The sequence below is a fragment of the Shewanella sp. AS16 genome, from assembly GCF_021412365.1.
GTDB classification, from domain to species: domain Bacteria; phylum Pseudomonadota; class Gammaproteobacteria; order Enterobacterales; family Shewanellaceae; genus Shewanella; species Shewanella salipaludis.
The window spans coordinates 12,585-33,018 of sequence record NZ_JAKCLK010000011.1; the positions used below are offsets into that span (position 1 = coordinate 12,585).

Consider the following 20,434-nt stretch of genomic DNA (forward strand, 5'->3'; position numbering starts at 1 on the left):
CGGCACTTACACTCGGGTAATTCAAGGAAAGAACATGACAGAGAGACGCAGCTGGACGCGGGACGAGTTGTTGGTTGCTTTCCACCTCTATAACCAAACTCCCTTTGGTAAAATCAGCCATCGCAATCCCGAGATTATCAATACCGCCAAACTGATGGGCCGAACGCCTTCCTCCTTATCCATGAAGATGGCGAACATAGCCAGTTGCGATCCCAGCATTACGGCGAGCGGACGCTCGGGCCTCTCCGGCGCAGCTAAGGCCGATAGGGAAATGTGGCAGGAGATGACTCGGGATTGGGAGAACTTTTACTTCAATGCCAGCGAGGCGTTCAATAAAATCAGCAAGCTTCAGTCCCCAGAGGCCGTCAACCCCGACCCGAGCCTTGAGCTTGACGACTTTCATGGCCCAGAAAAGCTAGCGATAATCAAAACCCGCGTCGGTCAGCAGCAGTTTCGTGCTGTCGTCCTTAGCGCCTACGACTTTCGTTGTTGCATCACGGGCATAGATATTCCAGAACTGCTGATCGCCAGTCATATAGTGCCCTGGAGCCGAGATCCGCAGCAAAGACTAAACCCAAGCAACGGCCTGTGTCTCTCGAGACTACACGACGCCGCCTTTGACAAGGGACTCATCAGCTTAAACGAGCATCTGGAGCTCATGCTGTCACCAAAACTTTTGAACAGTAACAACGACTACCTTGCTAGCAGCTTCGAGCCCTATGAAGGAAAACCTATTACCAACCCGAGTAAACATCTACCCAATCCCATTTTTCTTCAGCACCACAGGAGCGAAATCTTTCATAAGCAGCGCTAGGCTCAAGCTAGCGCACAGGCTGGATGATCCATATTGCCTCCAAATATTCTACAATCCCACTAAACATAGTGGCAGTGTTGAGTAAAAATTGACTCGACCCGGACAAGAGCGAAGGCCCAAATTGGAACATTTCTCGGCATTACCCCTGTTCGTTACCGTGGTGGAATGCGGCAGCTTTTCGGCGGCCGGATCAAAACTTGGGATCAGCAAGTCGGCGGTGAGCAAACGCATCAGCCAGCTGGAAATCGGCCTGGGAGCGCAGCTCCTGTATCGCACCACCCGCAGTCTGAGCCTGACCGAAGCCGGCGAGCGTTACTATGACAGCGCCCGTCAGGCGGTGCGTTTCGCCAGAGAAGGCGAAGATGCCATCAGCGAGCTGCAACAGGCCCCCAAAGGCCTGCTCAGGGTCACTGTGCCCATGGTCTTCGGCAGGCGCCACATAGCCCCCGTCATCCCCGAGTTCTTGCGCCGCTACCCGGGCATTCGCCTGCAACTGGCCATGGACGATGGCCAGACGGATCTCATCGCCGAGGGCCTGGATCTGGCGGTCCGCATCGGCGAACTCGAGGACTCCAGCCTGGTGGCCAAGCGTCTGGCCCCCTGCCTGAGTCGGCTCTGCGCCGCCCCAAGCTACCTGGCCGAACACGGCACCCCAAGCACCCCGGCCGATCTCGCCAAGCATAACTGCCTCTTCTATTCCCTGTTTCGCGGCGGCAGCGAATGGCGCTTTCTCGGCCCTGAGGGGGAAGTGCGTATCGAGCCCAAGGGCAACTTCGAAGTCAACAACAGCGACGCCATCCACAGCGTGCTGCTGGACGGCCTGGGCATAGCCAACATGCCGGAATTCATCGTCGGCGACGACCTGCGCAGCGGCCGACTCGTCCCGCTACTGTCCGGTTATGCCCTGCCGCCCCATGGCATCTACTGCGTCTACCCCAAGCGTAAGCATCTGCCGGCCAAGGTCAGCGCCCTGGTGGCCTTTCTGGCGGAAAAACTGGGCGATGGCAGCATGGCGTAACCCGGTATGCTGAGTGCTAAGGTCCGGACCAAGCATTCATGGTGAAGCGCAGCATCAAAAGGGCATGTTGGGAGACCAGGGCAGCGCGCACGGGAAGAGCCGCATGAACGCGGCGGCATATGGCGAAGCCCCGAGCCTGAAGCCCTAAGGAAAGGGGTTGTCCTGCGAAAATTGTTGCATCTTGGCCCAAGGCCGGGCACAGGGAATTGCCGGCCCACTCGTGCCTCCAAGGCATTCAGGACGGCGGTGCCGGATCTGTCTGTGACTGTCGAACACTTACTTGTGGTTGGCGATCGCGCCATTGTCCGTTTGCGTTTCAAGGGCCACTTTAGCTGGGTATTTGGCGAGCAACAGGGCCAGGGACAGCAGATAGACTTTCGCGCCGTCGACCTGTATCGGGTGCAAGGTGGCCTGATCACGGATAACTGGCACCTCGAAGATTATCAGACCCTGTTTGCACAGCTCGCTGCGGGAACCCAAACATGAAGCTGATCCAGGGTCAGAACAACACTCAGGCAAACCGCCGCCCTGCACAGGGTTAACCAAGTTACGGCCCGGCTCCGGCTCAAGCGCGGTGGCGTAGCCGCCAGGGCCGGTGCAACTTCTGCCGACAAGCCCTGGCGGCTGGGATATACTCCCGCGTCCCGTCAGGCAGATACAGACAGTAACCCATCTATGTCCAACACCCCATCGCAACCCGAGCCCCAAGCCCAGGGCGGCAAAATCTTCATCCTGGGCCTGCCGCGTACCGGCACCACCAGCATCAGCGTGGCACTGCTGGAGGCCGGATTTAAGGTGGCGCACATGGCCTTCACCAAGCGCGCCTTCGAGCTGGCCGATGCCGTGGCCGATACCCCCTGTTTCAGCGACTATCGCCAATTGGATGCGCTGTTTCCCGGCGCCAGGTTTGTCTATCTGGAGCGGGAGATAAGCGGCTGGCTGGCGTCTATGCAGATGCTGCTGGGCAAGATGCTGCCCCACCTGGATGAGAAGACGGGCTATTTTCACCCAGTGCTGAAACGCAGTTTTCGCCACACCTTCGGCGTTGGCCGGGTGGCAGATCCCAGAGACAGCGAGCATCTAACCAACTGTTATCAGATACATAGACAGGAGGTGCTGGCTTACTTCGATGGGCGGCAGGATTTCCTGAGACTGGACATAAGCCGGCAAGGCAGCCTCGGCACTTTGCTGCAATTTTTAGGGCTAGCGGCCGAGGCCAATGAGTCTACGGATGGCGTGCAGGAACTGAACTTTCCCAAATTGAACGTCGGCAGAGATGTCGCCGGCTGGGGCGAGTATAAACATCCCAATAAGATCAATGCCAACAGCGCCGGGCCGCAGAGCCGCAAATTTTTCGACTATAAGCTGGAGGAGCGAAGCGCCTAGGGCTCAGCTCTTGTCGCCTGTCACTCCTTGCGCCGCTTCACCACTGTCAACCAGTCCAGGCCAACGCCCGAGATGGCGTTGAAGCCGCGAATGCGAAACACCAACCCGAGCAGCTTGGGCCTGGGCCGTACCTTGGGCTCGACCGAGCGCGGAATGAACCAGAGGGTGACCAGGGTCCTGAGCAGGCTGGAGACCATGAACACCAGGAATATAGGGCTGGACAGCCAAGCCCCCCAGCCGGACCAAGCCAGGAAGTCGGCGGCGTGGGAGGCGATGGCGCCGCCCGCCATGGCACCGAGGAACACCAGCGCAGCGCTCAGGGCCGCCTGCAGCGCGGCGTAGCTGGCAAAGTCAGAGCGGAACGGCCTGATGTCATAGAGGTAATTGGCTGTGCTGAGGGTGAAGCCGCTCCAGGCGAAGCCGGAGAAGGCCTGCAGCAGCAATATGTAGCCATAATGGTCGTCAAACAGCCACAACAGTGGCAAGCTGGGGATCAGGCAACTGGTGATGATCATCACCAACCGGTTGCCGAACCTGTCGCTGAAACGGCCCCAGAAACTCAGGCTGATGAACTGGGTCGAGATGGAGGCGACACTGGCGAGCACGAATTCCAGGTAGCTGAAGCCGAGATCTTGCAACATGTAGACGGCGAAGAAAGGCGCAGAGATCGCCACCATGGCCTGCATGCCGGCGACGAACAGGCTGTAGTGGCGAAAGGTCTGATCTTGCCAGGCAGCGCGAAAATTCTGCAGGCTGCGGACAAACACCCCAGGCTCACGGGCCGTCCTGATGTCGGGATCGTGCATCTGCAGCAGCAACCAGGCCGACACCAACCGCCCCATGGCGGCGATGGCAAACAGCAGGCTGAAGCCGAGCCAGGCCATGCCGCGCGAGTCTGTGAGGCTGAGTATGCCGCCGCCGACGAAGAACACGCTCAGCGAGGCGCCCATGGTGAGGCGGGTGCGGGCGGCGAAGAAGGCACCGCGGCGCTTCTCCGGCACTATGCTGCCCATCCAGGCGCGCCAGTGGGGCTGGATCAGGTTGATGAACCCCTGATACAGCACGGCCAGGACGATGAAGTACCACACTGGATGTTCGGGCGACCAGGCCGCCAGGGCACCGACCGCCAGCACGGTCAGCGCCTGCAGCACGGCGCAGCAGACGATGAACTGGCGGCGGGAGAAGTGGCTGGCGAGCCAGACCGACAGCAGCTGAGCAAGGGCGCCGAACAGCTGCGGCAGGCCTGTGACCCAGCCCATCTGCGACAGCGAGGCGCCGAGAAAGATGGCATAGGCGTTGAAGAAGTTGTCGCTGGCGGCCGTCATGGTGGAGGAAGCCAGCGCCTCCTGCTGCGAGCGCTTCAGGGTTCCCCGCAGCCAGGCGGTGCGGTCGCTGCGGCAGTTAACATAGCCTGGGCCAGATGGCGCTGGAATTGCCATAATCGGGGATGAGTCCGCGTGAAATCAAGAGGTTGTTAATTGCGCGATTATGGATGATCCCGGCCGCCAAAGCCAGAGTGCAGAGGGGAAATCGCCGGGCCGGCCGGCCCGAAAAAATCTCAGGCCAGGCAGGCCCTGAGCGGCGCTTCTTGCTCCAGAAGGCTCTGATACAGGGTGAATTGGTTGGCGGCGCGGTCCAGATTATGGCCCTCGCGCTGGATATGGAAATAGACATCGCCGTTGAGATGGTCGGTCAGAAAACGCACCCCTATCATGAGGCATATCACCCTGGCGCCCAGCCACAGGCTCTGTTTCTCCAAGGGCGTCAGCACTTCGCCGAGTTCGGCCAAATAACCACGACAGATGGCGGCGAAGATCTCCGGCCGCACCCGCACCCGCGTCAGGGCCGTCGAGTCTTCCGCCTCCGGCGAGCAGAAGGTCCGCACCATGTCACCGAAATCATACATGAGGTGACCCTTCATGCAGGTGTCGAGATCTATGACGGCCATGCCGGACATGTCGCGTTTATCGAAGAGCATGTTATTGATCTTGGTGTCGTTATGACAAATTCGCAGTGGCAGCTGCGGCGAGACTAGGGCCAGCTCGCTCAAAAGCCCCTGCTGCGCACGGACAAAATCCACCCAAGTGCGACATTGAGCCAGCCTGTGCCGGCTGTCGGCGGCGACCGCCTGTTCGAGCGCGGCGATGCGCCCGGGCAAATGGTGAAATTGGGGGATCACATCCTCGAGCCGAGTGGCATCGAAATCGCTCAGTGCCCTGGCGAAATGACCGAAGGCCTTGGCGGCCAGCTCGGCCTCTTGCGCCGATTGCACTACTTCTATGCTGTGGCTGTGGGGCAGATAGGCTATCGCCCGCCAGAAGCCGTCTTCGCCGAGATCTATGGCCAACTGCCCCTCGAGGGTCGGGTGCGGGCTGATGATCTTGAGATCATACTGCCCCGCCGCCGCCTTAACGGCCAGATGCCGGCTTATCATGCCGGCATTGCCCACCAGCGCCATAGGCTGCTTGAAGACCTGGGTATTGATGCGTTGCAGCACTAACTCGCCACCTGGCCAGCGCACCAACAGGGTATCGTTGATATGGCCATTGCCCAGCGGTGCGACTCTGGCGTCTGCCGCCACTATGCCGAAATGAGGCAGCACGGACTGCCGGACCAATGTTATCAAGCCAGTAACTCCATCAATTTTGGTTGTACTCAAGTGACTTCCTCCGGATGCCCGAGGGCGGCAGATAACCTTGGCCAACAGGCGCTTGCCCCGGGATGACATCGGCAGCCGCTCCCCTGGCAGTCGCCCATATGACCAGACTGCGGGCGACCTGCGGCGCAGGACCGACTGTTTCAGCTAAGACTCGAGTCATCAAGCGAAAGATACAGACAATGCGGACTTGCCAAACGCGGCGCAGGCAGGGGCGAAAGTGTAAAGCAAACGCCCCCGACCTGACCAGCCTTAATAGCCTAGCCCTGGTTCAGGTAGTCGGCGAAATACCTGCTCTGCTCCAGGGTGTTCTGGCTGCCCTTGAGGTCGAAACGATAACCACAGAGGCTGATGCTACCGCGTCTGGCGATATCCACTATGATGTCGCGGGTGTCCAGAGGCGAGAATCTGGCCTCGGTGGCGGTATCCGCTCCCAGTGTCACCCGCATGGGGCGATAGACGGTGCCGTTGTTGAACTCAAGTCTGGCACAACGTCTGTCTCCCTTGGCATCCGCCAATGACCAGAGGGTCTGCGGCTCGCCGCTATCCCCCAGCCAGCGCAGCAGCAACACCTCCCCCTCCAACTGCAGGCTGAAACCATCGGCAAACTTCACTTCCCGGCGCACCTGCCTCTGTGCCGTCTCGGGAGTGACGGCCCCGGCAGCCGTCGGCGTGTCGCTTGGCGCGGCAGCATCCGGCCACAGCGCCCACACCAGCCCAGACAGGCCCAAGGCCAACAGGCCGGCGCCCAGGTATTTCCCATAGGGGCGGCACCTCAGTGCCAGCGCCGCAGCCCCTTGCATGCCCTGCCGCAACAGCGCCGTCAGTGAGCCGGACCCGTAGGCCTCGGCGTCGCCCTGCTTATCCTGGCTGTCGTGCCACAGCTTGTCGGCCCAATAGCCGTCATCATTTTCCCCGGCATTCCCCTGCGGGTGGCTTTCCTGCCAGGCATGGGGCGTCGGCTCCTGCGGCCCAGCGGCAAAGCCATGAATCACTGCGGCGTTTGCCGTCGAACCTGTGTCCTCCGCCAAGCCGCCCCCAAGATCTGCAGTGCTCGGGTCCTGAAATGCCATCTCAGGCCCGGCGCCTTGCTGCCCCGCCAGGGTAGGTTCCACCCTGCGCCTATGCTTGGGGCTTAAGTCCGCCTGGGTCAACACGGGACCGCAATAGCCCTGCACATAGGTCAGGGATAACCTGGGTGGCAGCCAAGCCAGCCAGGCGAGCGCGGCGACGGCCGGCAGCAGGCACAAGAGGATAGCCGCCAGACCGGCTCCCAACAGCAGCACCAACACATAGGCGAACAGGGGCAACAACAGCATCAGGCTCAGCCAGGCGGGCTTGTCGGCATCCCGCAGGCGCCGATAGCCGGCCAGCCCCAACACAGGCATGGTCGCCAGTCCCAGCAGGACCAATAAGAAGTTAGCGCCAAACAACAGGGCTGTAATGGAAATCGCGCCATAAACGGCGCTACCGACGGCGGCCAGTCTGGCTCCGGTATCGCGGCCACGAAAACACAAAAGAGATTTTAACAGCACGACTCTTCCTCAGGTTATGAACGAATTGACGCCGAGCATTCAGCCACGGCGCCCAGCCCAAGAGAGTAACCAATTTGGCCGTGAATGTCAGTGACAGTGCCATTTTCCGGCACAATTTGGCCCTGGGCTGGCGCGGATGGGGCCTGGATCTGTATAATGGGCTCCTAAGCCTCGACTCGCGTCCCTCAGGGCCGGAATCGAGCGCCGGGAGCGAGTTTCAGTTCAAGTAGAGCCGACGACTCCTCTCTCAGCCCTTGTTTGCGTTAACTTAATTGGATATTCAGCACATGGCCGCACGCGGAAACCTGTTTATAGTGTCAGCCCCAAGTGGCGCCGGAAAGTCATCACTCCTCTCGGCGTTGCTCAAAGATGCCCCTGCCGATATGCAGGTGTCTGTCTCTCACACCACACGTAGCCCGCGTCCCGGCGAAGTCGACGGCCAACACTATCATTTCGTCAGCGTCGAGCAGTTCAAGGCACTGATAGCCGACGAGGCCTTCTTCGAATGGGCCGAGGTGTTCGGCAATTTTTATGGCACTTCACGCCGGGTGATAGAAGACACCTTGGCCAAGGGCATAGACGTGTTCCTCGACATAGACTGGCAGGGCGCGCAACAGGTGAAGGCCCTGATGCCCGAGGCAATTGGGGTGTTTATCCTGCCGCCGTCGAAAGCCGAACTCGAACGCCGCCTCACGGGCCGTGGCCAGGACAGCAGCGAAGTGATCGCCGCCCGCATGGCCCAGGCGGTTTCCGAAATGTCCCACTATGACGAGTATGATTTCATCATAGTGAACGATGAATTTGAGCAGGCGTTAGCGGATTTAAGGGTTATCATAGGCAGCCAGCGCTTAACCCGCGCTAGTCAATGTCATACACACAATGATATGCTTAACGATCTGTTGGCAGACTAACTGTCTTCGTGTACAATTTTGCGTCATTTTTTCCCAATAGATAACACTGGAGTTTCAACACATGGCTCGCGTAACTGTAGAAGACGCCGTAGAACAAATCGGCAACCGTTTTGATATGATCCTGGTTGCGGCGCGTCGTGCTCGCCAAATCGCCGTGCAGGGTAAAGACCCTATGGTTGAAGAAATGAACGATAAACCAACGGTTATCGCCCTGCGTGAAATCGAGCTTGGTTTAGTGACTTCAAACACCCTGGACGCGGATGAGCGCCAAACCGTACGTGAACGCGAAGCTGCCGAGATCGCAGCAGTGGCAGCCATTGCCGAAGGCCGTTCACTGTAAGACCCATAGTTGTAAGAGGGGAACTGCCACTTGTATCTGTTTGAAGGTCTCAAAGAGTCTGCATCGGGTTATTTAGAACCAGAACAAGTAGAATTACTCAAGCAGGCCTATCAGGTGGCGCGTGATGCCCATGAAGGGCAGATGCGCACGAGTGGCGAACCTTATATTACCCATCCGGTTGCGGTCGCCCGCATCCTGGCGGACATGCGTCTCGATCACGAGACCCTGATGGCCGCCCTGCTGCACGACACCATAGAAGATACCCAGGTCACCAAGGAAGATCTCGCCGGACTGTTCGGCACCGCGGTCGCCGAATTGGTCGAAGGTGTCTCCAAACTCGACAAGCTCAAGTTTCGCGACAAGAAAGAAGCCCAGGCAGAAAACTTCCGCAAGATGATGATGGCCATGACCCAGGATATCCGGGTCATACTGATCAAACTCGCAGATCGCACCCACAACATGCGCACCCTGGGCGCATTGCGACCCGACAAGCGCCGCCGCATCGCCCGCGAGACCCTGGAAATCTACGCCCCTATCGCCAACCGCCTGGGTATTCACAATATCAAGACTGAGCTGGAAGATCTGGGCTTTCAAGCCTATTACCCCATGCGCTACCGGGTATTGCAGGAAGTGGTCAAGGCTGCCAGGGGCAATCGCAAGGAACTGATCCAGAGCATAGAAGCCGCCATAGACACCCGCCTCGAAGATGCCGGCATCAAGGGCAAGGTCAAGGGCAGGGAAAAAAACCTCTATTCCATCTACAACAAGATGCGCAATAAGGAATTGCAGTTCCAGGAAGTCATGGATATCTATGCCTTCAGGGTCATAGTCGACAGCATAGATACCAGTTATCGGGTGCTGGGTGCCATGCATGGCCTGTATAAACCCAGACCCGGGCGCTTCAAAGATTACATCGCCATCCCCAAGGCCAACGGTTACCAATCCCTGCATACTTCGCTCTTCGGCCCCCATGGGGTGCCGGTCGAGATCCAGATCCGCACCGAAGACATGGATCAGATGGCCGACAAGGGGGTTGCGGCCCACTGGATGTATAAGGGCGGCACTCACCCCACCCAAGGCACCACCACCCAGGTGCGCGCCCGCAAGTGGATGCAGAGCCTGTTGGAGCTGCAGCAGAGCGCCAGCAGCTCGTTCGAGTTTGTCGAGAACGTCAAGACAGAGCTGTTTCCGGAAGAGATTTACGTCTTCACCCCAGAGGGGCGGATCCTCGAGTTGCCGGTCAACGCCACCGCAGTGGATTTCGCCTACGAAGTGCATACCGACGTGGGCAACACCTGTGTCGGCGCCAAGGTCAATCGCCAGGCCTATCCCCTGAGTCAGCCGCTGATCTCGGGCCAGACGGTGGAAATCATCACAGCCAAGGGCGCCCGCCCCAATGCCGCCTGGCTCAACTTCGTGGTCACGGGCAAGGCCCGCGCCAAGATACGTCAGGTGCTCAAGAGCCTCAAGGGCGATGACGCTGTGGCCCTGGGTAAGCGCCTGCTCAACCATGCATTGGGCAAGACCAAGCTCGAAAGCATACCGGCGGAGCAACTGGAAAAGGTGATCCGCGAAACCAAACACGCTTCACTGAATTCTTTGCTGTCCGACATAGGCCTGGGCAATGCCATGAGCATAGTCATAGCCCAGCGCCTCATGGGCGATAAGGTTGAGAGCCAGGAAAACAAAGACGCCCACCTCATGCCGATCCGCGGCGCCGAAGGCATGCTGGTCACCTTCGCCAATTGCTGTCGCCCCATCCCTGGGGATGCGGTCATAGCCCATGTGAGCCCGGGCAAAGGCTTGGTGGTGCACATGGAAAACTGCGCCAACATCCGCGGTTATCAGGGCGAACCGGACAAGTATATTCCTGTGCAGTGGGACAATGTCGATGGAGTCGAATACCAGGCTAATCTGAGGGTGGAAATCGTCAATCATCAGGGCGCGCTGGCGAAGATCACTTCTATCATTGCCTCCGCAGGCTCAAATATTCATAATCTCAGTACCGAAGAACGCGACGGCCGGGTATATCTGATCAATCTGAGGATATCTGTCCATGACCGTGTCCATTTGGCTAACGTGATGCGTCGTATCCGGGTGCTTCCCGAAGTATTGCGCACCTCACGTAACCGCTAAGCCTTCAACCTTAGCCCTTAACTTCAATACCCTAACAAGGAAAGAGAGCACCTCATGGCTGAAAAGATCATCATAGCGACAGACAAGGCCCCAGCGGCCATAGGCACCTATTCCCAAGCGGTCAAGGTCGGCAACACTGTCTACCTGTCCGGCCAGATCCCACTGGATCCACAAAGCATGCAAATTGTCAGCGAAGACTTCTCCGCCCAGGTGGTCCAGGTATTCGACAACCTGACAGCCGTGTGCGCAGCCGCCGGCGGCAGCATGAGCGACATAGTCAAGTTGAACATCTTCCTCACAGATCTGTCGCATTTCGCCACAGTCAACGAGATCATGAGCCGCTACTTCAGTCAGCCCTACCCTGCACGCGCCGCCATAGGCGTGAAAGAACTGCCAAAAGGCTCACTGGTCGAGATGGATGGCGTGATGGAACTCTAATCCATCCAACTTCACTGAGGGCGCCGCGGCGCCCTTTTGTTTTTGTCTAGCAATCACCCTGAATAGTATCTTGAATATGAGCCCGGAACGTTTCGCCCGCATCAACCAGATGCTGGATAACCGCCAGCCTGATCTCACCCTCTGCCTGGATCAGGTCCATAAGACCAACAACATAGCCGCTGTGATCCGCAGCGCCGATGCCGTCGGCGTCCACCAGATCCACGCCGTCTGGCCCGACATAGAGATGCGGGTCTCGGGCAACACGGCCTCGGGCAGCCAGCAATGGGTCAAGACCATCAAGCATTATCATATCGATGAGGCCGCAGCCGGCTTCAAAGCCGAGGGCATGCAAATCATTGCCACCAACTTCTCCGATGAGGCGGTGGACTTTCGTGACATAGACTATACCCGCCCGACGGCCATCATACTGGGGCACGAGAAAGACGGCGTCAGCCCGGAGGCGATAGCCCTGGCCGACAAACAGGTCATCATCCCCATGGTCGGCATGGTGCAGTCACTCAACGTCTCGGTCGCCGCCGGCCTGCTGTTGTTCGAGGCCGAGCGCCAGCGCCGCGCCGCCGGCCTGTATGGCACACGCAAGCTGGATGAGGCCTATTGCCAGAAACTGCTGTTCGAACAGGGTCACCCCATCTACGCCAAGGCCTGTCGGCGCAAAGGCATTCCCTATCCACGCATCGACGACCAGGGACAGATACTTGCCGATAAGGATTGGTGGGACAGGATGCGCGCCCCAATGCCGGAAATTGCCTGAGCTGAGCACAGAACTTAGAGCAAAGTTTCGAGAAAGGGCCACCCCAACTCCTATGGCCAAGGCCTGTCGGCGCAAGGGCATCCCCTATCCACACATAGACCAAAATGGACAGATACTTGCCGATAAGGATTGGTGGGACAGGATGCGTGCCCCAATGCCGGAAACCACCTGAGCCGGCAACGGCGGCCAGAACAAGGCCACCCCAACTCCTATGGCCAAGGCCTGTCGGCGCAAGGGCATCCCCTATCCACACATAGACGACCAGGGACAGATACTTGCCGATAAGGATTGGTGGGACAGGATGCGCGCCCCAATGCCGGAAACCACCTGAGCCGGCAACGGCGGCCAGAACGAGGGCCACCCCAACCCTTATGGCCAAGGCCTGTCGGCGCAAGGGCATCCCCTATCCACACATAGACCAAAATGGACAGATACTTGCCGATAAGGATTGGTGGGACAGGATGCGCGCCCCAATGATATAAAAAAGCCCCTGGTCCCACTCCGAAGAGCAGTCCAGGGGCTTAATCGCAAGTCAGGCTATAGCCTCAAAACGGCTTGAGTCTGTAAGCCTATCAGTGTCGAGCTAAACGTGCTTCCCGCGCAACTTCGGCGCTTTTCTGTCTGAGATCCAACTCTTTCAAGGTAAACACCGAGGTCGGCCCGGAGACAGGCTGCGGCTTGGCCTCGCCGGTGACCGAGAGACTGGCTGGCAACGGATAGGGGCGGGCATCTAGTTTATGCCAGATTCTGTTATCGAATAAACCACGGTCCAGCACATGTTGGCCCAGCTGGTAGGCATCACCGAGATCTTCAGCATACATGTCCAGATAGTAACGATGCACGTGTTGCATATGATATTCATCACCCACGACCTGGTGCAGGTTCCACTCGCGCTCATGGTAGAGCACACAGGCGTCGGTCAATGCAGGATCATAACTCTGCGGTGTGCAATAGCCAATGGAGTTGGTGACGGTACGATTGTTACGATAACGGCGAATACTCAAGTTGCCACTGTCGTTTATCTGCCACAGCCCGGGCTCAAGTCTGATCTCATTTTCGCCTATCTCGCCATCTTTATCATAATCATAAATATCGACCGTCAGTGCCGTACCATCGGCGTTGACTTCAACCCAGAAATACTGCTCCGGGGTAAAGAAATCCCCGCCTAAGTTGTAAATGCCAACCACGGTCTGCGGCGTCCACTTGTCGACCTCTTTAGCCAAAAACTGCCCACCGGCGGCGACTATATGGGGCGTCGTACCATCATCGACCAACACATTGACCTTTAAGGGAGCACCCTGCCCAAGGAAGGCATAATCCAACGACAGTGCCCCTTGCTCTCCCCTGGCACTCAGCAACAAATGACCCGCATCGCTGTAGCTGTAGGTCGCCTCCACGTCGAATTGCGTCAGACTGCCATCGCCCTGCATCACAGGTACGCCCAGGGTGGCAGTATCATCTTCCTTGAGGGTAAGGCTGAAGGCGCTGCGATAGAAATGATCGGCCCGCTCATGTTTGTTTTCCATGCCCTGAACCACTTGTGGCGTCGGAATGGAATAGGGTACACCGGTTGCCAGTACCGAGTTGGCCGCGATCACCCCGGCATTCTTGACCACTTGGAAGGCAAAGGCATCGGAAAGCCCAGGCTCAGAGTCAGGATATTCGGCATTGGGATAATGGATGTAACTGGTGTGCTGCAACAGCAGCTGATCGGCCTTCTCGCCACGGGCCAGCCATTTTATCTGTGTCTGAGTGCGGTGACGCTCGACGTCAAAGTATTTCCCATCGATAAATTTACCCTCAACACTCACCAAACCTTCACCCGCATAGCTCAGCAGAATGCCGGCGTCATTGGTACTCCAGGTCAGAGATATAGAGGTGTCCCAGCTGTACAAGGTCCCCTTACCATCGGCAGTCAGAACTAACCTGTCACCGGACTGCATGCCTTCGGTACTCGTGAAATAATAAGTGTCGGCGATCGGAAGCTCGGCGCTGCCTGTGCCACTGGCAATCACTTCTTCATCTGCGACTATGGCGGCCTGGGCCTCACTATAGGTTTCTGCCGCAGTCTGCTGCGCCTGCTGCAGATAGGTCTGCACTGTTTCCAACTGTGCCACCAGCGCCTGGGTGTCGGCAACCCCTTCAGGCAGTGCCAGATCTGGATTTGCCCCGGCATAATCTATCACCAGCTTGATGGCGGTCGCCAATGGCAATAACAGAGATGTGTCATAAGCCTGGACCGCACTGTCGAATGCTTCCTGGGTCGCGATTTCCTCGCCTTGGTTGGCGGCTTGCATCAGGGCATCTACGGCCGTGGTCACATTGGTTACATTGACCCCAAACAACTCATCCTTGGTGGCGACACCGTCTGCACCTGCTTGCTCCACCACGGCATTGACACTGCCCAGCAAAGAGACCAGCTTCACCTGGCTGTCTTCTGCAGGCCCCATGGCGGTGATCTTGACCAGGCTGGTGGCGAAGGAATCGTCCACACTCACCTCGGCGCTGTAGTCACCATTTACATCGGCAACGGCGCTGAAGTCCTGTCCGCCAACAGACACTACAACTCTGGCATTGGCTATGGGCGCATCTGTGACTTTGCCTTGCAGGCTGAAGCTGACCATGTTGGCTGTCACTGTCACAGTGACATCTTTGGAAACACTGGCGCCCTGGTTATCAGTGACTGTGACACTGAAGACCAATGCAGTATCGGCAGCCACCGCAGGGGCTGTGAAGGAGGCGGTCGCACTGTCGGCCCCCGTCAGGGCCACCGCAATGCCGGACTTCTGCGTCCAGGCATAGCTGGCGATACTGCCGTCTGCATCACTGGCTGTTGCGGTCAGACTCGCAGAGGTCATCTCAACAGCACTTATGTCACTGACGGACACTGTCGGCACCTTGTTCTCGACGGCTTTGTCTTCGCCGCCGCCACAACCGGCCAGCGCAGTCGAAATCAGCGTCGCCAACAGTGTTTTACTGATAATGCTTTGTTTGGAAATCATGTAATATCATCCTTGGAATCGATTCAGAAAGGCGTTGTACTCCTGGGCCTGCATCTGGTAGGACCCGTACAAAACCGGCCCTAGAATATCGAAACCTTTTTACATTTCCAACCAAGCATTAACAGAATGGCATCTCCTTAAACAGTCATTTGGCCTCAAGGTACGGCCTCGGTCAGTTGGAGCCCCTGTTCACGCATGAACCTGCCGAGCAAAGCAATTGCGCCGCACGGTAATTATCGCCATACTGGTTGAAGTTGAAAAATAACAATAAAGACAGGGAATTGCCTATGGATACTCAGATCAAATCTCCGATAGAAATGCTGGCACACTGGGTAGAGACCCGAGGCGATGAGGTTTATCTGCGCCAACCCATAGACGGCCAATGCAAGGATTTCAGCTGGCGCCAGGTGCAGGCCCAGGTGCAGCAACTCGCCGGGGCCCTGAGGCACCTGGGCCTGGTGCCCGGTGACAAGGTCGCCCTGTTATCCAAGAACTGCGCCGAATGGTTTATCTGCGATCTGGCCTTGATGCACGGCGGCTATATCAGCGTGCCCATCTACCCCACGGCCAATGCCGAGACCATAAGTTATGTGCTGGAACACAGCGGCGCCAAGGCGATACTGGTCGGCAAGCTGGATCACTGGGCCGAGCAGGAAGCCGCCATCGGCGGGGATATTCTCAGGCTGGCATTGCCCTACGATACCATGCCGGCACAGTATCAATGGCAGCAGTTGCTGAACCTGGGTGAGCCGCTCATAGAAGCGCCACTGCCGACCGCCGAGCAGACTATGACCCTCATCTATACCTCAGGCTCGACCGGCAAACCCAAGGGCGCGATCCAGACCTTCGGCAGCTATGGCTGGACCTGCCAGGCTGTGGTGCGGGATCTGCAGACCAATACGGCCGACAGGCTCTTGTCTTACCTGCCGCTGGCACACATCACAGAGCGGGTCGCCATCGAAGGTTCTTCCTTCTATTCCGCCAGCCAAGTGTATTTTGTCGAGAGTCTGGACTCCTTCGTCACCGACATCAAGCGCGCCCATCCGACGGTATTCTTCTCAGTGCCGCGGCTGTGGAGCCTATTCCAACAGAACATAATAGACAAGATAGGCATGGACAAGCTCAACTTCCTGCTCAAGCTGCCTGTCATCAAGAGCCTGATAAAACGCAAGATCCACAAGGGCCTGGGACTGCAGGACGCGCGCCTGCTTGGCTCGGGTTCGGCGCCTATCCCGCCATCACTGATCCACTGGTATCACAGCGTAGGACTGGATATCTGTGAGGCCTGGGGCATGACGGAAAACTCCGCCTACTCCATCATCAACTATCCCTTCGACGCGGCCAAGATAGGCACGGTCGGCCGCCCCATAGAGGGCAGCCAGGTTCGCAGAGGCGCAGACGGTGAGCTGCTGGTCAAGAGTCCCGGACTGATGAGCGCTTATTACCTGCAACCCGAGGCCACGGCAGCGGCCTTCGATGCCGATGGTTTCTTCCACACAGGCGATCTATGCGAGATAGATGCGGATGGCTGTGTCAGCATCACGGGCCGGGTCAAAGACAACTTCAAGACGGCCAAGGGCAAGTATGTGGCGCCTGTGCCCATAGAGCGCAAACTGGCGCAAGACGCCCATGTGGAGCTCATCTGCGTCATAGGCTCGGGTCTGCCTCACCCTGTGGCCCTGGTACAACTGTCGGAAGGCGCAACACTGCAGCCGCGGGAAGAGGTGCGTGCCTCGCTCAAGGCGACGCTGGACTCCATCAATCCACATCTCGAGTCCCATGAAACCGTCGACGCCATCATAGTGGTCGGCGAGCCCTGGAGCATAGAAAACGATGTGTTGACGCCGACACTCAAGATCAAGCGCCACGTGCTGGAGCAGAGATTCAGCGCCAGGGTCGAGGGCATTCGCGGCGGCAAGGTCGTCTGGGAAGATGAAATTAGTCCATCGCAGACGGCTTAGCCCGGATGGCGGCTCATAAGCACGCAAGTGTCATCTGCACCTGCGTGCTTATTGGCCCGCCCAGCGCCAGGATTGCCTTAAACGAATTCTCTGTTAATATATGTATAAATTCACAGTGATTTGGTGCGAATGGCGTGCAGAGACTGGATCTGGTTCCGATAACCGACCTCAAGGGCGTCGCCAACAAGGTCGCACAGAAGCTGGCTAAACTCGGGATAGCGACGGTGCAGGATCTGCTGTTTCATCTGCCACTGCGCTACGAAGATCGCACCCGAATCTACCCTATCGCCGAGCTATTCCCCGGCAGCTATGGCACCCTAGAAGCCGAGATCCAATCGAGCCAGATAGTCCAGGGCCGCAGACGCATGCTCACCTGCAAGGTACGGGACGCCAGCGGCAGCCTGACCCTGAGATTCTTCAACTTTTCCGTCGCCCAGCGCAATGCCTTGCAAAATGGCAGCCGGATCCGCGCCTATGGCGAAATTCGCCGCGGCATGCACCAGCTCGAAATCATACATCCCGAATACAAGCTGCTCCAAGCCGGCGACGAAGCCAACCTCAGCGAGACCCTCACGCCCGTCTACCCCACCACAGAGGGACTGAAACAGGCCAGCTGGCTCAAGCTCACAGAGCAGGCGCTGGCCATGTTGCAGGAAGGCGGCCTGAGCGAACTCTTGCCCGCTCAACTGCAACCCAACAGCCTGAGCCTGGTGCAGGCCTTGCAGCTGCTGCATAGGCCGCCCGTGGATGTCGCCCTGTTCGAGCTGGAAGCCGGACAGCACCCGGCCCAGCAACGCCTGGTACAGGAAGAGCTGCTGGCACATAACCTGAGCATGCTGCGCCTGCGGCAACGCAGCGATCGCGACAGCGCAGTCACCATGGCGGCCTCGGGGCAACTGCTGAATCCTTTCCTCAAGAGTCTGGCGTTCAAACCCACGGGGGCACAGCAGAGAGTCGTCGCCGAGATAAGCAGGGATCTGGAGCGGGCCGTACCCATGATGCGCCTGGTACAGGGTGACGTCGGCTCGGGCAAGACATTGGTGGCGGCGCTCGCCGCCCTGCAGGCCATAGAGAATGGCTACCAGGTGGCCATGATGGCACCGACCGAATTGTTGGCCGAGCAGCATGCGGCCAACTTCGCCGCCTGGTTCGAACCGCTCGGGCTCAAGGTCGGCTGGCTGGCCGGCAAGCTCAAGGGCAAGGCAAGGGCGCAGTCCCTGGCTGATATTCAATCCGGCGCGGCCCAGATGGTGATAGGCACCCACGCCATCTTCCAGCAGCAGGTCGTGTTCCATGAGTTGGCGCTGATCATCATAGACGAGCAACACAGATTCGGGGTGCACCAGCGGTTGGGGCTGAGGGAAAAAGGCATCAATCAGGGCTTTCATCCACACCAGCTGATCATGACGGCGACCCCCATTCCCAGGACCCTGGCGATGACAGCCTATGCGGATCTGGACACTTCTGTGATAGATGAGCTGCCACCGGGACGCACTCCGGTGACCACAGTCGCCATGTCGGATCTGCGCCGCCAGCAAGTGATCGACAGGGTGCGCCAGGCGGCGATGACGGATAAACGCCAGGCCTACTGGGTCTGCACCCTGATAGAGGAATCCGAAGTGCTCGAATGCCAGGCCGCCGAAGATACCGCCGCCGAGCTGGCGCTGGCGCTGCCCGAACTCAAGATAGGCCTGGTACATGGGCGGATGAAGTCGGCGGATAAACAGCGCATCATGGCTCAGTTCAAGGCCGGCGAGCTGCATCTGCTGGTCGCCACCACAGTCATAGAGGTCGGGGTAGATGTGCCCAATGCCAGCCTGATGATCATCGAAAACCCTGAGCGGCTCGGCCTGGCCCAACTGCATCAACTGCGCGGCCGGGTCGGTCGCGGCGCCATCGCCAGCCATTGCGTCTTGCTCTATAAGGCGCCGCTGTCACACACGGCCACCCAACGCCTTGGGGTGCTGCGCCAGAGCAACGACGGCTTCGTCATCGCCCAGAAAGATCTCGAGATCCGCGGCCCGGGTGAAGTGCTGGGCACCAAGCAGACTGGGATTGCCGATCTCAAGATTGCCGATCTGGTGCGGGATCAGGCACTCATACCCCAGGTCCAGCGGCTGGCCGGGCATGTGATGCAACAGGTGCCTGACAATGTCGACGCCATCATCCAGCGCTGGCTGGGCAATCGCCAGCAATACGTACAGGCCTGATTAGACTATAATTAACCATGGTTCGGGCGCCGACTAAAAATAAAGTGTCAGTGTTCAGCTCCCCGCTATGGACAAGCCAAGCATTTTTTGCAGAATGGATATAACAACACAACCGGATGTGTAACCTCAGCAGGATGTTTTACGTCTATGCTGGCCGAGGAGTCGATAGCTCCAAGATCATCAGCACCCAAGCAAAGGAAGTAAGATGCAAGTGAATCAAGATGATAGAATTACGCCTCAGCAGAAGAAGGCGGGTGCCAACGGCATCGCCATCCTGGCTGTTGCCCTGTTGGCCCTGTTGCTGGGCGGCGCCTATTACTACATAAGCACCGACAGTAACGAGCCCCAGCCCACAGAGCTGGAGCCGATTCCTCTGCCGGCGACCACACCGGAAGAGCCATTGCCGACCGAGGCGCCCGTGCCTGAGCCGGAAATAGTCACGACCCAAGCCGAAATGCCGCCGGAGCCGCAAGTTCAGGCTCCCGAACCTTTGCCGCCACTGGCCGAAAGCGATGATTTTGTCCAGCAGAAAATCATCACCCTGGCGGACGGCATGGCGATAGCACCCTTGCTGATCAAACAAAACCTCGCCCGCCAGTGGGTGGTATTTGTCGACAACCTGGCGCAAGGGGAATTGGCGCGCAAGGCCAGTCCCATGAAAGGACCGCAACAAGCCTTTAGCGTCACAGACATCACCAACAAGACCTATCTGAACCCGGACAGCTATCACAGATACGATATGTATGCCGACTTCGTCGCCGGCCTGGATGAGCAGCAGTTGCTGCAGACCTATCGTGAGCTGTCCCCCCTGTTCGAGACCGCCTTCGATGAGCTGGGCTATGGTGAGCTGAGCTTCGAGGAACGGATGCAACAGGCCTTCAAGACAGTGCTGGCCGCCCCAGTAATAGAAGATCCTATCGAACTGACCAGCATCAGCGTCAACTATAAGTTCGTCGATCCCAAGCTGGAAGCCCTGCCCAGCGCGCAGAAATTGCTGATCCGCATGGGTCCTGAAAATACCCGCAAGATCAAGGCCGCCGTCAGGAAGTTGCAGGCTGCACTTGAGTAGCAGACAATGACCTGCTGTCATTATCTGCAGTGAAGGAGGCGGGCCAGCGGCCCGCCTCCAACTTTTTAATCTATTGCTACAAATTACTAACAAGAAGCGCGCATAGCCCTTCTGCCCCCGCGGTTTTCTGGTGTAGAATACCCCTCCTATGAGCAATGCCACTCGGTAATGGTCCTTTATGGCCGA

The 20,434-nt window shown here is 58.2% G+C and carries 19 protein-coding genes; 15 read left to right on the forward strand and 4 right to left on the reverse strand.

Annotated features, from left to right (window positions below; genetic code table 11):
• The first annotated feature begins 34 nt into the window (after positions 1-34).
• The 4 genes from LZP73_RS17185 to LZP73_RS17200 all read left to right on the forward strand — a co-directional run bounded on the left by LZP73_RS17185 (position 35) and on the right by LZP73_RS17200 (position 3,218).
• Positions 35-814 (forward strand): HNH endonuclease, encoded by a 780-nt coding sequence (locus tag LZP73_RS17185; RefSeq protein ID WP_234236186.1) that lies wholly within the window; start codon positions 35-37, stop codon positions 812-814.
• A gap of 121 nt (positions 815-935) precedes the next feature.
• Positions 936-1,832, forward strand: coding sequence for a LysR family transcriptional regulator (locus LZP73_RS17190; RefSeq protein WP_234236187.1), 897 nt, complete (start codon positions 936-938; stop codon positions 1,830-1,832).
• Between the two features lie 246 nt (positions 1,833-2,078).
• Positions 2,079-2,318, forward strand: coding sequence for an ester cyclase (locus LZP73_RS17195; RefSeq protein ID WP_234236188.1), 240 nt, complete (start codon positions 2,079-2,081; stop codon positions 2,316-2,318).
• Positions 2,319-2,456: 138 nt separating this feature from the next.
• Complete coding sequence (locus LZP73_RS17200) at positions 2,457-3,218, forward strand: sulfotransferase family protein (protein ID WP_442800759.1); 762 nt, start codon at positions 2,457-2,459, stop codon at positions 3,216-3,218.
• A 20-nt stretch (positions 3,219-3,238) separates the two neighbouring features.
• Here the strand turns inward: LZP73_RS17200 and LZP73_RS17205 are convergent, their stop codons facing one another.
• From LZP73_RS17205 to LZP73_RS17215, 3 genes are all read right to left on the reverse strand, one after another.
• On the reverse strand, positions 3,239-4,657 hold the full coding sequence (locus LZP73_RS17205) for an MFS transporter (protein WP_234236190.1): 1,419 nt from the start codon (positions 4,655-4,657) through the stop codon (positions 3,239-3,241).
• A gap of 119 nt (positions 4,658-4,776) precedes the next feature.
• Positions 4,777-5,844 (reverse strand): phosphotransferase enzyme family protein, encoded by a 1,068-nt coding sequence (locus tag LZP73_RS17210; RefSeq protein WP_234236191.1) that lies wholly within the window; start codon positions 5,842-5,844, stop codon positions 4,777-4,779.
• A 290-nt stretch (positions 5,845-6,134) separates the two neighbouring features.
• The gene (locus LZP73_RS17215; RefSeq protein WP_234236192.1) at positions 6,135-7,409 is read right to left on the reverse strand and encodes a hypothetical protein; all 1,275 of its coding nucleotides are present in this window, start codon (positions 7,407-7,409) and stop codon (positions 6,135-6,137) included.
• A gap of 287 nt (positions 7,410-7,696) precedes the next feature.
• On the opposite strand from LZP73_RS17215, the gene gmk reads away from it, so the two are divergent.
• From gmk to LZP73_RS17255, 8 genes are all read left to right on the forward strand, one after another.
• Positions 7,697-8,320, forward strand: a complete 624-nt coding sequence (gene gmk, locus LZP73_RS17220; RefSeq protein WP_234236193.1) for a guanylate kinase — start codon at positions 7,697-7,699, stop codon at positions 8,318-8,320.
• A gap of 61 nt (positions 8,321-8,381) precedes the next feature.
• Positions 8,382-8,660: a DNA-directed RNA polymerase subunit omega gene (rpoZ, locus tag LZP73_RS17225; protein WP_102531199.1), complete on the forward strand. Its 279-nt coding sequence runs from the start codon at positions 8,382-8,384 to the stop codon at positions 8,658-8,660.
• A 30-nt stretch (positions 8,661-8,690) separates the two neighbouring features.
• Entirely contained in the window at positions 8,691-10,796 is a 2,106-nt protein-coding gene (spoT, locus tag LZP73_RS17230) for a bifunctional GTP diphosphokinase/guanosine-3',5'-bis pyrophosphate 3'-pyrophosphohydrolase (RefSeq protein ID WP_234236194.1), read from the forward strand.
• Positions 10,797-10,850: 54 nt separating this feature from the next.
• Entirely contained in the window at positions 10,851-11,234 is a 384-nt protein-coding gene (locus LZP73_RS17235; RefSeq protein ID WP_234236195.1) for a RidA family protein, read from the forward strand.
• Positions 11,235-11,310: 76 nt separating this feature from the next.
• On the forward strand, positions 11,311-12,006 hold the full coding sequence (gene trmH, locus LZP73_RS17240; RefSeq protein WP_234236196.1) for a tRNA (guanosine(18)-2'-O)-methyltransferase TrmH: 696 nt from the start codon (positions 11,311-11,313) through the stop codon (positions 12,004-12,006).
• Positions 12,007-12,058: 52 nt separating this feature from the next.
• On the forward strand, positions 12,059-12,178 hold the full coding sequence (locus LZP73_RS17245; RefSeq protein ID WP_442800755.1) for a hypothetical protein: 120 nt from the start codon (positions 12,059-12,061) through the stop codon (positions 12,176-12,178).
• A gap of 39 nt (positions 12,179-12,217) precedes the next feature.
• A complete protein-coding gene (locus LZP73_RS17250; RefSeq protein ID WP_442800756.1) occupies positions 12,218-12,337 on the forward strand; it encodes a hypothetical protein in 120 nt (39 codons plus the stop codon).
• A gap of 40 nt (positions 12,338-12,377) precedes the next feature.
• Positions 12,378-12,488, forward strand: a complete 111-nt coding sequence (locus tag LZP73_RS17255; protein WP_442800757.1) for a hypothetical protein — start codon at positions 12,378-12,380, stop codon at positions 12,486-12,488.
• A gap of 90 nt (positions 12,489-12,578) precedes the next feature.
• Here the strand turns inward: LZP73_RS17255 and LZP73_RS17260 are convergent, their stop codons facing one another.
• Complete coding sequence (locus tag LZP73_RS17260; RefSeq protein WP_234236197.1) at positions 12,579-15,008, reverse strand: cadherin-like domain-containing protein; 2,430 nt, start codon at positions 15,006-15,008, stop codon at positions 12,579-12,581.
• Between the two features lie 287 nt (positions 15,009-15,295).
• On the opposite strand from LZP73_RS17260, the gene LZP73_RS17265 reads away from it, so the two are divergent.
• The 3 genes from LZP73_RS17265 (at position 15,296) to LZP73_RS17275 (ending at position 20,248) form a co-directional block, all read left to right on the forward strand.
• Entirely contained in the window at positions 15,296-16,969 is a 1,674-nt protein-coding gene (locus LZP73_RS17265) for an AMP-binding protein (protein ID WP_234236198.1), read from the forward strand.
• Between the two features lie 134 nt (positions 16,970-17,103).
• On the forward strand, positions 17,104-19,179 hold the full coding sequence (recG, locus tag LZP73_RS17270) for an ATP-dependent DNA helicase RecG (RefSeq protein WP_234236199.1): 2,076 nt from the start codon (positions 17,104-17,106) through the stop codon (positions 19,177-19,179).
• A gap of 205 nt (positions 19,180-19,384) precedes the next feature.
• On the forward strand, positions 19,385-20,248 hold the full coding sequence (locus LZP73_RS17275) for a DUF3014 domain-containing protein (RefSeq protein WP_234236200.1): 864 nt from the start codon (positions 19,385-19,387) through the stop codon (positions 20,246-20,248).
• The last annotated feature ends 186 nt before the right edge of the window (positions 20,249-20,434 follow it).

Excerpts from the sequence above, each read along its gene's own strand:
- LZP73_RS17185 (WP_234236186.1), top strand. The coding sequence starts at position 35 with ATGACAGAGAGACGCAGCTGGACGCGGGACGAGTTGTTGGTTGCTTTC.
- LZP73_RS17205 (WP_234236190.1), bottom strand. The coding sequence starts at position 4,657 with ATGGCAATTCCAGCGCCATCTGGCCCAGGCTATGTTAACTGCCGCAGC.
- gmk (WP_234236193.1), top strand. The coding sequence starts at position 7,697 with ATGGCCGCACGCGGAAACCTGTTTATAGTGTCAGCCCCAAGTGGCGCC.
- rpoZ (WP_102531199.1), top strand. The coding sequence starts at position 8,382 with ATGGCTCGCGTAACTGTAGAAGACGCCGTAGAACAAATCGGCAACCGT.
- LZP73_RS17235 (WP_234236195.1), top strand. The coding sequence starts at position 10,851 with ATGGCTGAAAAGATCATCATAGCGACAGACAAGGCCCCAGCGGCCATA.
- trmH (WP_234236196.1), top strand. The coding sequence starts at position 11,311 with ATGAGCCCGGAACGTTTCGCCCGCATCAACCAGATGCTGGATAACCGC.
- LZP73_RS17245 (WP_442800755.1), top strand. The coding sequence starts at position 12,059 with ATGGCCAAGGCCTGTCGGCGCAAGGGCATCCCCTATCCACACATAGAC.
- LZP73_RS17250 (WP_442800756.1), top strand. The coding sequence starts at position 12,218 with ATGGCCAAGGCCTGTCGGCGCAAGGGCATCCCCTATCCACACATAGAC.
- LZP73_RS17255 (WP_442800757.1), top strand. The coding sequence starts at position 12,378 with ATGGCCAAGGCCTGTCGGCGCAAGGGCATCCCCTATCCACACATAGAC.
- LZP73_RS17260 (WP_234236197.1), bottom strand. The coding sequence starts at position 15,008 with ATGATTTCCAAACAAAGCATTATCAGTAAAACACTGTTGGCGACGCTG.
- LZP73_RS17265 (WP_234236198.1), top strand. The coding sequence starts at position 15,296 with ATGGATACTCAGATCAAATCTCCGATAGAAATGCTGGCACACTGGGTA.
- LZP73_RS17275 (WP_234236200.1), top strand. The coding sequence starts at position 19,385 with ATGCAAGTGAATCAAGATGATAGAATTACGCCTCAGCAGAAGAAGGCG.